Annotated in this window: 12 protein-coding genes; 3 read left to right on the plus strand and 9 right to left on the minus strand. The window is 37.7% G+C overall.

Annotated elements, in window-relative coordinates; all coding sequences use genetic code 11:
• Positions 1 to 4 precede the first annotated feature (4 nt).
• Complete coding sequence (locus BME96_RS14625; RefSeq protein WP_071649402.1) at positions 5 to 1,675, minus strand: peptide ABC transporter substrate-binding protein; 1,671 nt, start codon at positions 1,673 to 1,675, stop codon at positions 5 to 7.
• A gap of 224 nt (positions 1,676 to 1,899) precedes the next feature.
• On the opposite strand from BME96_RS14625, the gene BME96_RS14630 reads away from it, so the two are divergent.
• Together BME96_RS14630 and BME96_RS14635 are read left to right on the plus strand one after the other, a co-directional pair.
• On the plus strand, positions 1,900 to 3,177 hold the full coding sequence (locus BME96_RS14630; protein ID WP_071649403.1) for a Gfo/Idh/MocA family protein: 1,278 nt from the start codon (positions 1,900 to 1,902) through the stop codon (positions 3,175 to 3,177).
• Between the two features lie 51 nt (positions 3,178 to 3,228).
• The gene (locus BME96_RS14635; RefSeq protein WP_071649404.1) at positions 3,229 to 4,194 is read left to right on the plus strand and encodes a LacI family DNA-binding transcriptional regulator; all 966 of its coding nucleotides are present in this window, start codon (positions 3,229 to 3,231) and stop codon (positions 4,192 to 4,194) included.
• A gap of 30 nt (positions 4,195 to 4,224) precedes the next feature.
• Here BME96_RS14635 and BME96_RS14640 read toward each other — a convergent pair whose 3' ends face one another.
• Together BME96_RS14640 and BME96_RS14645 are read right to left on the minus strand one after the other, a co-directional pair.
• Positions 4,225 to 5,349: a M20 family metallopeptidase gene (locus BME96_RS14640; protein ID WP_071649405.1), complete on the minus strand. Its 1,125-nt coding sequence runs from the start codon at positions 5,347 to 5,349 to the stop codon at positions 4,225 to 4,227.
• Positions 5,350 to 5,452: 103 nt separating this feature from the next.
• Positions 5,453 to 6,391 carry an LCP family glycopolymer transferase gene (locus BME96_RS14645; protein WP_071649406.1) on the minus strand — a complete coding sequence of 313 codons (939 nt, stop codon included), beginning with the start codon at positions 6,389 to 6,391 and terminating at the stop codon, positions 5,453 to 5,455.
• Between the two features lie 747 nt (positions 6,392 to 7,138).
• On the opposite strand from BME96_RS14645, the gene BME96_RS14655 reads away from it, so the two are divergent.
• Complete coding sequence (locus BME96_RS14655) at positions 7,139 to 8,485, plus strand: IS4 family transposase (protein WP_071647988.1); 1,347 nt, start codon at positions 7,139 to 7,141, stop codon at positions 8,483 to 8,485.
• A gap of 306 nt (positions 8,486 to 8,791) precedes the next feature.
• On the opposite strand, the gene BME96_RS14660 is transcribed toward BME96_RS14655, so the two are convergent.
• The 6 genes from BME96_RS14660 to BME96_RS14685 all read right to left on the minus strand — a co-directional run bounded on the left by BME96_RS14660 (position 8,792) and on the right by BME96_RS14685 (position 15,569).
• Positions 8,792 to 10,477, minus strand: coding sequence for a peptide ABC transporter substrate-binding protein (locus BME96_RS14660; RefSeq protein ID WP_071649408.1), 1,686 nt, complete (start codon positions 10,475 to 10,477; stop codon positions 8,792 to 8,794).
• Between the two features lie 113 nt (positions 10,478 to 10,590).
• Positions 10,591 to 11,202, minus strand: a complete 612-nt coding sequence (locus BME96_RS14665) for a sterol desaturase family protein (protein WP_060680448.1) — start codon at positions 11,200 to 11,202, stop codon at positions 10,591 to 10,593.
• Positions 11,203 to 11,463: 261 nt separating this feature from the next.
• A complete protein-coding gene (locus BME96_RS14670) occupies positions 11,464 to 11,946 on the minus strand; it encodes a glycosyl-4,4'-diaponeurosporenoate acyltransferase CrtO family protein (RefSeq protein ID WP_071649409.1) in 483 nt (160 codons plus the stop codon).
• Between the two features lie 13 nt (positions 11,947 to 11,959).
• A complete protein-coding gene (locus tag BME96_RS14675; protein ID WP_231478630.1) occupies positions 11,960 to 13,075 on the minus strand; it encodes a glycosyltransferase family 2 protein in 1,116 nt (371 codons plus the stop codon).
• A gap of 33 nt (positions 13,076 to 13,108) precedes the next feature.
• Complete coding sequence (locus BME96_RS14680; protein WP_071649410.1) at positions 13,109 to 14,617, minus strand: phytoene desaturase family protein; 1,509 nt, start codon at positions 14,615 to 14,617, stop codon at positions 13,109 to 13,111.
• Positions 14,618 to 14,672: 55 nt separating this feature from the next.
• Complete coding sequence (locus BME96_RS14685; protein ID WP_060680442.1) at positions 14,673 to 15,569, minus strand: phytoene/squalene synthase family protein; 897 nt, start codon at positions 15,567 to 15,569, stop codon at positions 14,673 to 14,675.
• Positions 15,570 to 15,581: the final 12 nt, after the last annotated feature.

Consider the following 15,581-nt stretch of genomic DNA (forward strand, 5'->3'; position numbering starts at 1 on the left):
TTTATTAGTCAGAACTACCAATCTCAGCCCATTTGTACTCATATTCTGGACCTACAGCATTTGTTATAACTCCATTCAATTTAGGTGATATTAATTTAGCTGACGCAGTTTGATAGACTGGCGCAACAGCCGCCGTATCAAAAAGAATTTCCTCCGCTTCAAGTAAGGCTTCATATCTTTCTACAGGCTTTGTTGCCAGTTCATTTTGTGTCTTTGAAAGTATCTCATCATACTTCTCTACAGAATAACCCATTTTATTCGTGTTCTCATCTGTGATCCACATACCTAAAAAAGTAAATGGGTCTTGGTAATCAGGCGCCCACCCGGTGAACTGCAAATCGTAATCCATGCTCTTATCCAGTGTTGTCAACTGTTCAAGAGGCACTCTTTTTATTGTAATAGACAAGCCAGGTAAATTCTTTTCTAACTGGTTTGCCATATACTCACTTATAAACTTAGAATCCCCACTATCTCCTGACAAGTATTCTAACTCAACAGTTTCCTTTCCTATTTCCTGCAATCCCTTTTCCCATAATTTTTTCGCCATTTCAGCATCATAGCTAACTAAATCTCCATTTATTTCCCGAAAGTCTTTTCCGCTCTCTGGATGTGTTGAAAACTTTTTAGGCACAAGCCCATTCGCAGCAATGGAACCATTATTTAATATGTTATTAACTAGCGCTTCCTTATCAAAAGCTCTGCTAATTGCTTTTCGAATATTTCTGTTCCCCAGAGCCTTTGTTCGTTGCTGGTTCATTTTCAAGTAAAAAACACTTGCTTCAGGTGTTGTATCAAAATCCTCTCTTGATTGAAACTGATCTACTAAATCTGAAGACAGCTCTGCTCGGTCAATTTCTCCTTTTTCATATAAATCAACAATTAATTGATTATCTTTTGCCACATTATAATTAAATTCTTCTATAGAAACTTCTTCTGCATCCCAATAAGAAGCATTTTTCTCCAGCTTCCAGGAATCGGACGTACTTTCCCATTCCTTCAGCTTATAAGGGCCATTAGAAAGAAGATATTCACTACTTGTCCCATAATTATCCCCTGATTTTTCAACAACCTTTTCATTTAATGGCCAGTTAAATATTCCAAAAGAGATTAATGATTCAAAGTACGGAATTGGTTTTTCAAGAGTAGCTACTAAGGTATGATCATCCTTTGCTTCGATACCTAAATCGCTCACCTTTTTCTTACCTTCACTTATAGATTTCGCATTTTTCACTACCCCATTCATTAAATATGGCCCGTACTCAGAACCTGTATCCGGATTAATAGCCCTTTGCCAAGCATATACAAAATCATGGGCAGTGACCGGATCGCCATTTTCCCACTCGGCATTATCACGAAGATGAAAGGTCCATTTCAGCCCATCGTCACTAACTTCACTTTTAGTTGCTATTCCCGGCACTTTTTCCCCCTTTTCATCTAAACGATATAAACCTTCTGTTGTCATAGATAAAAATTGATTGGAAACTTGATCATTTGCTAAAGTTAAATCCATTGTTGTAATTTGTTCGCTTTTAGTTAAATTCACTACCTGTTTATTATCCTTACTTGTCTTATCTCCGTCTTCTGAAGTATTAGTACTATTATCACAAGCTACCCCTATTACACCTATACTGATTAGAACGATAAAGACAAAAAAAGTTTTTAATAAACGATGCATGAAATCCCTCCAGTAAATATTTTACTAAATAAATTATTCTCAACTTGGATTATACATGATCATAATTTATAATGCATTATTTTTAAAAAATTTAATTTATTGTGCTTATCCATTGTAATAAATAAGGATATAAACTATTATTAGTAATAATATGGGAACATTAATTAGTAAAACTTATAAATTTGCAAGTAAAATTTTCAGTAAATAAAAAGGGGAAATTTAAAATGAAGCCAACTACAGCCATCTTAATTGGCGCGGGAGATCGCGGAGCTAGAGCCTATGCTCCTTATGCACTAAAAAATCCACATGAACTTAAGATTATTGGGGTTGCCGAACCAAATGAATTAAGAAGAGATAAGATTAAACAGGAGCATAATTTATCTACAGAGGACTGCTTTCATTCTTGGGAAGACTTACTTACAAAGGAGAAAACAGCGGATATTGCGATTATTTGCACCATGGATAGAGAACACTTCGGACCTACCATGAAAGCGTTAGAGCTCGGATATCATGTCCTATTAGAAAAGCCAATGTCCCCAGACCCTAAAGAATGTATCGCAATGGAGCAACAGGCAGAAAAATTTAACAAACAACTAACCATTTGCCATGTACTTCGGTACACAGATTTTTGGTCAACAATTAAAAAAGTGATTGAAGACGGTAAAATTGGCGATGTAGCTTCCATACAATTAAACGAAAATGTTGAAGTTATGCATATGTCACACAGCTTTGTTCGCGGAAACTGGAAAAAGAAAGAAGACTCAAGTCCAATGATTTTACAGAAATCCTGTCACGACATGGATATCATTCGTTATGTTATTAACAAAAAGTGCGAACGAGTAAGTTCGTATGGATCTCTTATGCATTTCCGCAAAGAAAACATGCCCGCAGGAGCTCCAAAGCGCTGTCTTGATGGATGTCCAGCAGCTCAGTCCTGTCCTTTCCACGCAGGGAATTATTATCTTGGTGAAGGTAGAGGATGGGCAAGAAAGTTCACTGAAGACACATCAAACGAGGGTATTATTAAGGCTTTAAACGAGACAGATTATGGTAAATGCGTCTATCAACTTGATAACGATGTAGTTGACCATCAAGTTGTAAATATGGAATTTGAAGATGGAGCTACAGCAACATTCAGTATGTGTGGCTTCACACGCGAGCAGACAAGAACTGTTCAAATAATGGGAACCAAAGGAGAACTGCGCGGGAACATGACTGAAAATCAAATATCCTATTATGACTTCCTTACAAAGCATGAAACAGTCATTAAATTCGACTCGCCAACTGGCGGACATGGTGGTGGAGATCTCGGTATTATGCGTGACTTCTTAATAGACATCCAGCAAAGTGATAGAAGTAAAAGTGTTTCCTCTGCAAGTAATTCTTTAAGCAGCCACTTAATGGCATTTGCTGCTGAAGAATCCCGTTTAAATAAAGGTACTTCCATCGAATTGGATACATTCTATAATAATTTATCAAAACAATACAGTGTAATGGAGTAAATATGATAAAATAAATAGAAATAAACTTGAACGATTGAAATAGGTGATCATGTGGCAACAATTAAAGATATCGCGACAAAAGCAAAGGTTTCGCCCGCAACAGTTTCACGGGTGTTGAATTATGACGCTTCTCTTTCTGTTGCAGAGGAAACAAAAAGACGCATTTTTGAAGCTGCCGAAGCTCTTTCTTATAAAAAACATTCTGTAAAAAAACACATAGGTGAAAAGATAGCAATTGTTCACTGGTATACAGAATCAGAGGAGTTAAACGACCTTTACTATCTATCCATTCGGCTGGGAGTCGAACAACGCTGTAAAGAGCTGCAATTGTCGCCCGAAATGTATTTCTTTGATACGATTGATGATATAAATCCTGATCAAATTAAAGGAATAATCGCTATTGGCAAGTTTAATTCCAAGCAAGTAAAGAAGCTTAGAACGATATCTCCTGCCCTTGTTTTCGTTGATCAGTCTCCAAATGAAGATGTATACGATTCTGTAATTATTAATTTTAATCGCGCCATACGAAAAATTATTGACCATTTCATCGAAAACAATCATACATCCATTGGATTTATTGGTGGAAAAGAACATATAAGAGAGAAAGCCTTTAAGGAGTACTTAAAGGAAAAAGGACTGTACAATAACGAAACAGTATATGTAGGATCTTTTTCAGTGGATGAAGGCTATCGCTTAATGAAGAAAGCAATTGAGGAGCTTGGCGACAAGCTACCCACAGCTTTTGCAGTTAGTAGTGATGTCATGGCAATCGGCTGTATGCGGGCCTTACATGAGGCAAGTATTTCCATTCCAGAGAGGGTAAGTATTATGGGGATTAACGATATAAGTGTTTCAAAGCATCTTTATCCTCCATTAAGTACCATACGGGTATTTACCGAACTCATGGGAGAAACAGCGGTTAACCTCTTGCTCGAAAGGTTTGAAGGAAGGGAAATTGCCAAACAGGCTATTGTATCCACAGAAGTAGTCGTACGAAAAAGCGTCAAATCAATATGATTTGACGCTTTTTTATGTTGTCACAAACAATTATAATGTAGTAATTAACTTACAAAGAAGGGTAGCGCGCTCTGGAATTTCACTTGCCAAAATATGCTCGTTTCTTGCATGAATTCCTTCTCCAACTGCACCAAGACCATCAAGAGTAGGAACTCCTAAGTTTGCAGTGAAATTACCGTCACTGCCTCCCCCAACCGAAGCCTCTTCCAAATCAAAATCAAGATCCTTGGCAATATGCTTTGCTACATGAAAAAGCTTTCCGGTCCGATTGCTTCGGACCATAGGTGGCCGGTTCATCTTTCCCTTTACTTTCAAAGTTACTCCCTCTGTTCTAGGTTCAAGATGGCGGATGAGCTGGTCTAATCTCTTCTGTTCTTTCATTGTTTTCACCCGTACATTTACTCCAAAAGTAGCCGAATCTGGCACTACGTTCAGCTTTCCTCCACCTTTAACTGTTCCTACATTCACCGTAGTTCCTGTCGTATAATTTGTTAATTCTTCTAAATAAATAATTAGATGTGCGGCTTCTTTTATTGCACTTCTGCCATCACGGTGATGGTTTCCAGCATGTGCTGCTTTCCCTTTTATATCAACCATATAGCGAGAAGAGCCTTTTCTTGCTGTTTTTAATGCACCCGTTTCAGCAACTGGGGGTTCTGTCACTAAAACAACCTTACTGTTTAAGGCTTCTTTCTCAATTAACAGCTTAGATGTGGGGCTACCTAGCTCTTCATCACTTGTACACAGAAAAACTATTTTCTTATTTAGGGAGAGACCTAGATCCTTGCAAGCTTTCAAAGCCCAAATCGCTTGAACTAATCCTGCTTTCATATCCAATATTCCAGGTCCATATACTTTATTCCCTTTGACTTTATATCTGAGATCTCCTTTGTCCCAGACTGTGTCAAAATGGGATAAAAGAAGGAGTGTTTCCTCTCCATCGCCAAATTCGAATCGTAAATGATCTCCGTACTTTTGCTGTTTAATTTCTGTAGCCTTATACTCGAAGTAGCGCTGAAACAATAGTTGGATATTAGCTTTGCATTTATCTGTTAATTCTTTATTTATAGAGGGTGAATCACTTTCTACGAGTAGTTTTATATCCTCCAGAATCCTTTTTTGATTAACTTCCATGTATTTTTTTATATGGTCCATGTTTTGTCTCCCTTATCAATGAAAAACTTGGCAGATTTAATGTAAAAAAGGAACACATTCCAGGTAAAATGAAGATGTGTCCCTTTCCTTTTAATTATGCATGTTAGATTCCGGTTTCAACACCTGTGATCATACCGTGGACTTTCTCCACTTCTTCATCAGCAACAATTAAATAATAAATACCATCCAGCTTTGTACCCGTCCCTTTCATCTGATAGTCAGTGAAGTTCTTGCGTGTATTTTTATACTGGGAAAGCATGTTTTTCATGTCACTAAAGTCCATATTTGTCGCCATATTATTACCAAGCACATCAATCATTCCATTAATTTTTGTAACAGAGCTAACAGATGCTCCCTTATTTACAATCCCTTGGATAACTTGACGTTGTCGCTTTGTTCGACCAAAGTCACCATCTGGATCCTGTTTTCTCATACGAACAAAGTGCATCGTTTTATCTCCATCCATGTCGGTGGGGCCAAAGCCAAATTCATATTTTCCGTCATCCCAGGCGATATCATTATATACGGTGATGGATCCTAATTGGTTTACTACTTCTTCCAATCCTTCCATATTCATTCGGACATAATAATCGAGATCAATATTCAGGAAATTTTCTACGGTTGCAACTGCCATATCACTGCCCCCGAATGCATAGGCATGATTAATTTTGTCCTCAAAGCCCTTACCTACAATCTCTGTTCTTGTATCTCGCGGAATACTTACGAGCTGCATTTTGTCATTTTTAGGATCTAAGGTTAAAACCATCATGGCATCCGAACGACCTTTATCATTTTCCCGTTCATCTACACCTAACAGGAGTACATTTAATACTTCTGCATCTTTAATTTTGACCTTTGTTTTCTTTGTATCAATTGCTTTAACAGGTTCGTGCATTTTATCATTTAATGTCGTTTTAGCATTATGGTATATAGAATAGGCATAGCCGCCGACACTTAAAACTAGTATTAGAATCACAGCGATCGAAACTTTAAGCCACAAACTCTTCTTCTTGGTTTTCTTGCTTGTTCTTTTCTGATCCATTTTACTCTCTCCATTATATGTATTTCTCCAAAGCTCTTTCTATTATACACTACTCTTTCTGTTTAGAATACTCCTATTTTTGACAGAATTTACACACTCACTTGCTTACTATTAAACTTTAATTCCTGCGTAGTTGGAGTAAACTCCGAAGTAATTTTGTAGTAGATTATTTCATTTTAAGGAGGTGAATAGACCCATTGATTTCCGCTGCAGGGGGACGCTTTCCGCCGGCATGGCTTCAGCCGCTTCCTCCGCTACGCTCCGTCCAGGGTCTTCGCCTCATGCTATTCCGGCAGGAGTCGCCCCTTCCACTCCAATCAATTCGTAACTGCTTTAAACTATAAATAACTAGTTATTATCTAACAACTTTACTAGTGAAGGAAAAACACGAAGACTCCTCGGAAAGAAAAAACACCTTTCCTTCGTGCGGTGCACAATTCGCTGAAGCCTTCCTTGTCCTGTGGGTAAAGAAACAGGGCTTTTTGATGGGGTGAGTAATCGCAAAAGATCTTCGGTGGGACGAGGTGACACAGTCCCAGCCCCAGCTGAAGATCCCGCAGGACCAGAAAAGCTTCAATGAGAAACATCGCACGCAGAAAAAGTGGGTTTCTTTTTCAAGGAAGTGGTTTTCTTCCGAGGAAGCTGAAGCGTTGCCCCATAGCCGTCAAGTTAAGCAGAATATTTTAAAACCCAAAAAGTTATTCGTTATTCTGACATTATAAATGGAATAATTTGGAGGGATTACGTATGGCTAAGCAATATTATTTTGACTCGTTTGTAAAAAGTGTGCTCGATATTTTATCTATTTCTGAACTTCGCAATATTGCTCGAGAATCAGGTTTTGTACAACGATTGAAGAAGATAATGCCGGAAGATTTCTTAAGTATATGTGCCTTCTTACATGAAAAAGTTGGTACGGAGGGGTTAGGACAGCTATGTGCTTCCCTTTCTCGTGAATCAGAAATATCCATATCAAAACAAGCCTTACATCAACGATTAGATGAGAAAGGAGTAGCCTTTTTAAAGCAGGTTTTTATGCAGTTAGTGGAGAAACAACAAATGTTGTCGTTACCTTCTCCATCCGATTATCCTTTTTCTCGGATCCGCATCTTAGATGGCACCTCCTTTCAAGTAAAGAAGAAAACCCCGAGTTATTATGATGGAGTGAAAATCCAATTAGAGTATGAAGTGTATCAAGGGAAATTTTTGCATACGTTGTTCTATGGTCCAAGAGACAGTGATCACGATGCGGCTGAAGAATTGGCAGATACAATAGAAGAAGGGGATCTTATCTTGCGTGACCTCGGCTATTTCTCAGGAGATCACTTTAAAAAAATAGATCGAGCAGGAGCCTATTATATTACTCGCGTTCCTGCCAATATGACCTATTGGACTTTGGATGACAAGCAACGACGAATCCAAATAAAGCCCGAAGAGGATGCCATGCATCTAGCTCCAGGAGAGATACAGGATTATGGGTTCATTCAATTAGGTGTTAAGGGAAAAAATACATTCCATGCCCGTGTAGTCGTACAACGGTTAACCGAGGAGCAACAAAAACAAAGAGATACCTATTTAAAAGAAAGAAGACGGAAAGGGGGGCATACCCAATCCGCCAACAAGAAGAATCATATCCAAATTCTTGCCACCAATATAACACAAGAAGAAATGGATGAGCAAACCTTGTATCCTATCTATTCCTTGCGTTGGCAAGTGGAGATTCTCTTTAAGACATGGAAATCGTTATTTGAAATTAATGATGTGCAGGAAATGAATACCGCCCGCTTTTACTGTCATTTATATGGGACTTTAATTCATATTCTTCTTTCTTCGATGATTGCTTTTCAGTGCCGTTACTGCCTTTACGAAAGGTATCAACTAGAAGGGAGTGAGTACAAATGTATCAACCATGCGAGAAACGCAATAATAGAGACGAGGGGGTATTCACTCTATCACCTTTCTTCTTTGAAAGCGCTCATCGATAATATTTACCAGAACATATACCGGCATGGAAGGAAAGATCACCGTTGTCGGCATAAAAGTCCTTTTGATGTCTTAAACATTGCGTATAAAGTACATTTCCGTGCCGCGTAGTAAAAGTGTAAAAACGAAAACAAATGGCCATAAAAGAATATGGATTAAACTGGAAAAATATGTTTGTATTTTCATTGCACCATACAACTTTTTTCTTAGCTTGACGGCTATGAGCGTTGCCCACGGAAAGCGAAGTGTTTTTTCCGCAACGGCTGCTTAGAGTACTATCAAGTTAAGTCGGAGTTTATCCATACTACGAATTACTTTGGGATTCCAATACATGTAGATAACACAAAAAATCATAGCCTGGTAGTTCCTTGTGTTAAAGGAGCTACAAGCTATGATTTTATACTTTTCAAGAAAAAGTTATTCTGTTCCTACGTCCGCCCATTTGTATTCATATGTTGCTCCAAATGGGTTTACGTGAACACCTTTTACTTTTGGTGAAACTAATTGGGCACGGGATGCTTGATATAACGGAGCTATCGCTGCATCTTCAAAAAGAATTTTTTCTGCTTCAAGGAAATTCTCATAACGTGCCGGATTATCTGTAGCTAGCTTTGTTGCTGTATCGCCAACTAGTTCATCATATTTAGCATTGGAATAACCCATTTTATTATTTCCACTTTCAGTCGTCCATAGATTCATGAAAGTAAATGGATCTAAGAAATCAGGACCCCAACGAGAAACCTGTAACTCATAATCCATGTTGTCATCAAGATCCAGACGTTGTTCCTTAGGCACTTGCTTTAAATTAATTGTTAAACCTTCCAGATTAGTAGATAACTGGTTTGCAAGGTATTGTACCATTGTTTTGGTTGTCTCATCATCATCTGTTAACAATTCCAATTCAACTGAATCCGTACCAAGCTCCTCTAATCCCTTTTTCCATAGCTCTTGAGCTTCATCTACATTATAAGTGCTAAGGTCACCACTTACTTCTCTGAAATCTTCACCAGATTCAGGCATTGGAGTAAAGTCTGCTGGGATTAACCCATTTGCTACAATCGATCCATTATTTAAAATTTGATCTACTAGCGCTTGCTTATCGAAAGCTCTGTTCATCGCATTTCTAATATTCTTGTTTGCTAACGCCTCATTGGTAGTTTGATTATACTTCATAAAATATACAAAGGTGTCTGGAGAAATCGCATAATCTTCATTCGTCGCGTACTGATCAACTAGATCTGAAGTCAAATCGACACGATCTACTACCCCGGATTCATATAAATCTACTGCTGTTTGCGGATCTTTTACAACTTCAAATTTCAACTGACTCATCTTTACTGCATCCGCATCCCAGTAATCTTCATTTTTTTCTAATGTCCAAGAGCTGCTAGTGCTTTCCCAATCTGCCATCTTATATGGCCCATTTGCCAGCAGGGCGTCTGAGCTGGTTGCATATTTATCTCCCTGCTCTTCCACAAATTTTTGATTTAATGGAAAGAACGTACCAAATGTAGTTAATGATTCAAAATATGGAGTTGGATTTTCAAGTTCAACTACTAATGTATAATCATCTTCCGCTTTTGCACCTAATTCATCGACCGACTTCTCACCGGAACTGATAGAAGTAGCGTTTTTAATAACACCATTCATCATATATGGTCCATATTCTGATCCGGTATCAGGATTAACTGCCCGTTGCCATGCATAAACAAAATCATGTGCTGTAACAGAGTCTCCATTTTGCCATTTTGCATCTTCCCTTAAATGAAATGTCCATGTCAACCCGTCATCACTAACTTCATGTTTTTTCGCGATCCCTTCTACTGGTTTCGCGTTCTCATCCAAGCGGTACAGGCCTTCTGTAGTTGCTGCTAAGTAAATAAAAGATGATTCATCTGTCGCAAGCGAGGAATCCATAGAAGGAATGGTTTCCGGATTTATAAAGCTAAGAACCTTTTCTCCATCTGCAGCCGCTTCCTCTTTCCCCTCACTGCTTGGCTCTTTTTCTCCTGATGTTTCTTCTGCGTCATCACCAGAACATGCTGCTAATATGCCTAGTAACAGACCTACTACTAATAAAATCATCCATTTCTTTAACTTCATGTAGAACCCCCCTAGTTGGTCTTTTCTTTATATTCAAATAAATTAACTAATTAAGAGTTATTATATAGTTATCCCTCTATAAAAGTAAAGAGTTTTTAGAATAATTTTGTAAATTATACTCTCTTTTCCAGGTTTTTCGCTGTAGCACTTTTTTCTACTTCCTTGTGATTTCGATAGGTCCCCATTGTTTTATCAATCGAGCTATGAGTAACACCAAACCAATAATTCTCGTTTTTATAATGATGCCAGAGGTGGACCTTTTTCAGCTTTTTCCCTAAAGCAGTAGATGGTTGGATAGGTTTATGAGCTATATAATGCTTCCATTCATAGTAAAGAAAATAACCAACTAAACCTGTGGCAAAGGCTCCCGTTATGTATTTATCTTTTGTAATAGAATAGGTAATGAAAGTTAATAAGAGAAAATTAGGTATACTGAACCAGAGTGGAAGAAATAATAGTTTCAGATTTGTGGGGTCTACATGATGGTCATAATGTAGTCGTCTGATAAGTTTTAAAAAAAGCGGATGGTTAGGTGTACGGATGTGAAATAGAAAGCGATGAATAAAATATTCACTGATAGTATAGACAATCATACCAATGAGGATCGCCAACCAAGCTTCCCATTGAAATATTTGGGGGATAATAAAAATAAAAAGAAATGTAAACAAGATAAGCATAAAGGATATATCAGGATACAGTATAAATTCTTTCCAATATTTAATCATAGCAACCTCCTGTTTAAAACATACTCCTCTGTTAGGCATCTACAAAGTTACTACTTTATGATAATAGTAGTATATTCTGAAGTACAAACAATTAGACTTTCTACCCGATGAATGGAAAGATTGAACCAAAATCCTAAATAATTATTTAAAAAAGAACCTCGACTCGGAGAGGTTCTTTTTACATAGCTTCGAAGCTATTTGTATAGACCTATTACTCTTCATATTAAATAATAATGTTTCCTATAATTTGTTACACGACTTTTACTTATAGTTCCTAATTATTCGTTCAAGCCTTGGACGATTGTATCGCTGAACTGCGATGATAGGTATATTGAAAAGTAACGCATATCCTATCATTATCCATCCTGCCCAAGAGGGGTTCCATAAAAAGAATAATCCAGCAGGTAAAATAGAGAGTAGATGAGTAATCTCAGCACGAATAGATTCAATGATGAATTGCTCAATATATATTTGATCAACTGATTTTAGATTGCATTTTTCAAATCCTCTACCAATTATTTTGCTTCCATCCGGTATCCATTTTTTAAAGCTTCTTACTTTTAAGACATGTTCCCAAAACATCCCCTCTCGTTCCCATTCTCGCGAACGAAAAAAACAGGAATATTTCTGTAACCAATCAGCAGAAACGTAACTCATTCCTAAGGATATGACGATATGAAAAAACGCCCATGCCACTATATCTAAAAGGATAATAATTGTTAAAGGTAATTCAATAACCGGCATGTAACTTCTCCCTTCAAACCTTTATCTTTCTGCCACGCCAATTTACAGATCCAACAACGTGCGTCATGTATATCGATCTACAAAATAGCCCGGTAAAGAAAAGAAGATGTAAGGGAAAAAAGATAAATACCCAAAAACGAAAATTTCCAGTTCTTCTGGCAAACCAAAAAAATTGTAGCATGAATAAGAAGTATGTAATAACAGAGGCTACACCCCATAGAAATGGCGCCCAAATAATACTATAAGCCAGAAAGAAGGAAGATAGAAAACCTCCAGCAATCCATATACTGACAAGCGATAGCACAATAGGGTGGGTAGACTGAGAAGCTGTAGCAAAATTTTTAGTCCATCCCTCTAACAGCTGTGGTAAGCCCTCTGGATACATACGAAATGCAAGCAGTCCTTTCCCTGAATAACAACGCACCTTATAACCAGATTGCATAAATGCCTCACCAAGTTCTATATCATCCATGACCGCATCCTTAATTGCAGCATGACCACCAACTTCCATATATTCTTTTTTATTACATAAAATACATGGTCCAAACGATCCTGCCGCATCCAATTTCTTTCCAAAGGCTGTAAATACATTCATTCCAACCATTACAATAATATTGAATAATGCAGAAAGATGTTCATATGGTCGCTCAACTGTATGATATGGCTGAACTGATACAATCCCTGTTTCTTTTTTCTGCTCATATTTTTTTGCAAGCTGGTACAAAAAATCTGAATTAAATTGAGTGTCAGCATCCAGAAATAAAAGATGCTTGCCCTTTGCGTTATTTGCTCCTAACCAACATGCAGCTGATTTACCTACCCAACCATCTTCCAGTTTCTCGTTTTTTATCACAGTATATCCATAGGAATGCACGAGTCGAGCAGTTTCATCCGTAGAGGCATCATCAACCACAATTACTTCAAAGGCCTGCCCCTTTTGTTTTTTCAACGACTCCAACAAAGGACCAATTCGCTTTGCTTCATTTCTTGCAGGTATAATTACAGACAGCATAGAATATGGTTTCTTTTGTCCACTTATCGGTTGAAGAGAAGGAACTTTCCAAAACATAAGCAGCCCAGCAAACATACCTATAACTATGCAAAGAGTAAAAATTAAGCCAATAAGCAATCCGCCACACCTCCTCTCTGCTTGGTTGCATCATTAAGATGACTGTTTATCTTGTTGATCGCGCGTTACTATTAGTTCACTTACTTGTTGACCACTTAATGTCACCATTGGCATTCCACCGCCTGGATTTACTGTTCCACCAACGAAATAAAGATTGTCATACTTCTCACTTTGCTTTGGATGTTTAAATCCCCTATTTAATTTTTTATCAGAAAGCGTACCATAAATGGATCCTCTATGTGACCAATACATATTTTCTATATCATGTGGTGTCCACATGTCTTCCGTAACAATATGGTGCCGAAGACCCTTTAAGCCCATTCGTTCTAATTTATCTAAGACTACATCCCTGAAATCCAAATACTCTTCTTTTGTAAAGGGTTCATCCTGGATATATGGTATGTGTGGAAGCACCTTAAGATTTTCATGTCCGGGAATAGTTTGTAGCGGATCTGTCTTATTAACGTTGACCAAATAAATGGTCGGATCATCAGGTAAACGATGCTCATGAAAAATTCGATTCATTTGCTCCTGTAAGTTCTCCGAGAAGAAAAAGTTATGGTGTGCAAGCTGAGGATAAAGCCTTTTGACACCAAGATGTAATACCAAGCCTGAACTGGAGGGCTGATACTTCTTTTCCAACTTGTGAATGTACTCTGCAGATTCACCGAGCAGCTTATCATATGCTGGGATAACCTCCATGTTGGATACAAAATAATCTGCTTCCACAGAAGTACCATCGTCCAAAATAGCTTTACTTATTTGTTTTCCATCCGTTTTCTCCAATTTTTTTACAGCTGTACCTGTAAAAAATTGTACACCTTCTTTTTTTGCAAGACGTTCCAACCCGTCTGCAATGAGATCCATACCACCAGGCACATACCACACTCCTTGTGCATGCTGCATGTAGACGAGCATATTTAAAACGGCTGGTGCATCGTACGGAGAAGAACCTACATATTTAATAAAGTAGCTAAGCATGGTCCGCAGCTTTGGATTAGAGATACGTTTTTCTATTCCATGAGACATGGTAGAGAAAAGATCAAAGCCTTTAATCGAATCAACTACGCCGTGGTGTTGAATGACATCCTTCGTTGAATCCAATCCTTTTTGAAAATATCCCTCTTCCGTATATTCATATAGCCTTTTAGCGTAAGATAGAAAATCTTGATATTCTTTCATATCATTGGCATTCAGTAAATCATTTTCCGCGAGCATTTTATTAAGGTCATTATAAAGGTCTAAGATCGTATCATCTGGAAAAAAAGAACGCCATTCATGTTCCAGGCGAATCGTGGGAATAAAATCCTTCATTTCATATCCGCTTGCCGTAAACAATTTTTCAAAGATGTGTGGCATTGTTAAAATAGACGGTCCTAAGTCGAATCCAAATCCGTCTTGCTCCAACCTGTTTAACTTACCACCTAAGTGGTGATTTTTTTCGTATAAAGAAACAGCATAGCCTTTCTGAGCAAGTGATATTGCTGCAGATAGACCACCTAAACCTCCTCCGATTACTACAACCGCTTTTTGCTTTTTCATGTTTGTTCACCCTATTTCTCTAATTTAGCAATAAGATAAATAGTTTCCTATTTTATTAAGCTTCCAACTTATGACTCTCTGCACGTACTGTACTAGTTACTACGCTTCGATAAATGCGCTGTTTTTCTATGGCAGATACATAATTACGTTGATTCAAGCAATTATAATTGTTCTTTCGCACTGCCCCCAGAATACCTCTATATATTTGAGAGGATAGTAATACTGGAAATTGACTATCTTCATCGAATGCATTTATTTTATTCTGAAAAAGGTCGTAAAGTTCTTCAGCACGTGTAGCTAACTCTTCCCAAAGTGCAATGAAACTATTATTAATTAATGAGTTTTGCAAATCTAAAATGGTATAACCTTCTTTTCGTCTTAGAGAATCAGGTAAGTAAATACGATTTTTATCCCTGTAGTCTTCTCCTACGTCGCGTAATATATTTGTTAACTGCATGGCAACACCTAAATACACCGCTTCCTCTTCTAATGACTCTCTTTCATTAGTGGCAATAATCGGCAATAACATAAGTCCTACGGATCCCGCAACCAAATAACAGTAGCGCTCTAATTCATTTATATCACGCGGGGACTGAAAGATAATATCCGTTTTTTGCCCGTTAATTTGATCATAAAAAGGCTGTATCTTCATATCATAGCGGTTGAAAACATCACGCAAGGCAATCCAGAGCAACGTGTTCGGTTCCTGTTTCATTTCGAATAGACGAAGCTGGTTTTCCAATTTAGTCAGAGCCTTCCATTGTTCTGACTTATTTCCATGTTCATCGACACTATCATCAGCAATACGACAAAAAGCATAGATGGCATATACTGCCTTTGCTTTTGGTTTAGGCAGGGTTGAAAATGCATAATAAAAGCTCTTGGAATGCCGCTTAATTATTTTTTCACAATATGCGTAAGCTTCCTCCAGTTCATTTTGAAAGTTTGTCATGAATTTCCCTCC

The organism is Virgibacillus halodenitrificans (assembly GCF_001878675.1).
GTDB classification, from domain to species: Bacteria; Bacillota; Bacilli; order Bacillales; family Amphibacillaceae; genus Virgibacillus_Q; species Virgibacillus_Q halodenitrificans.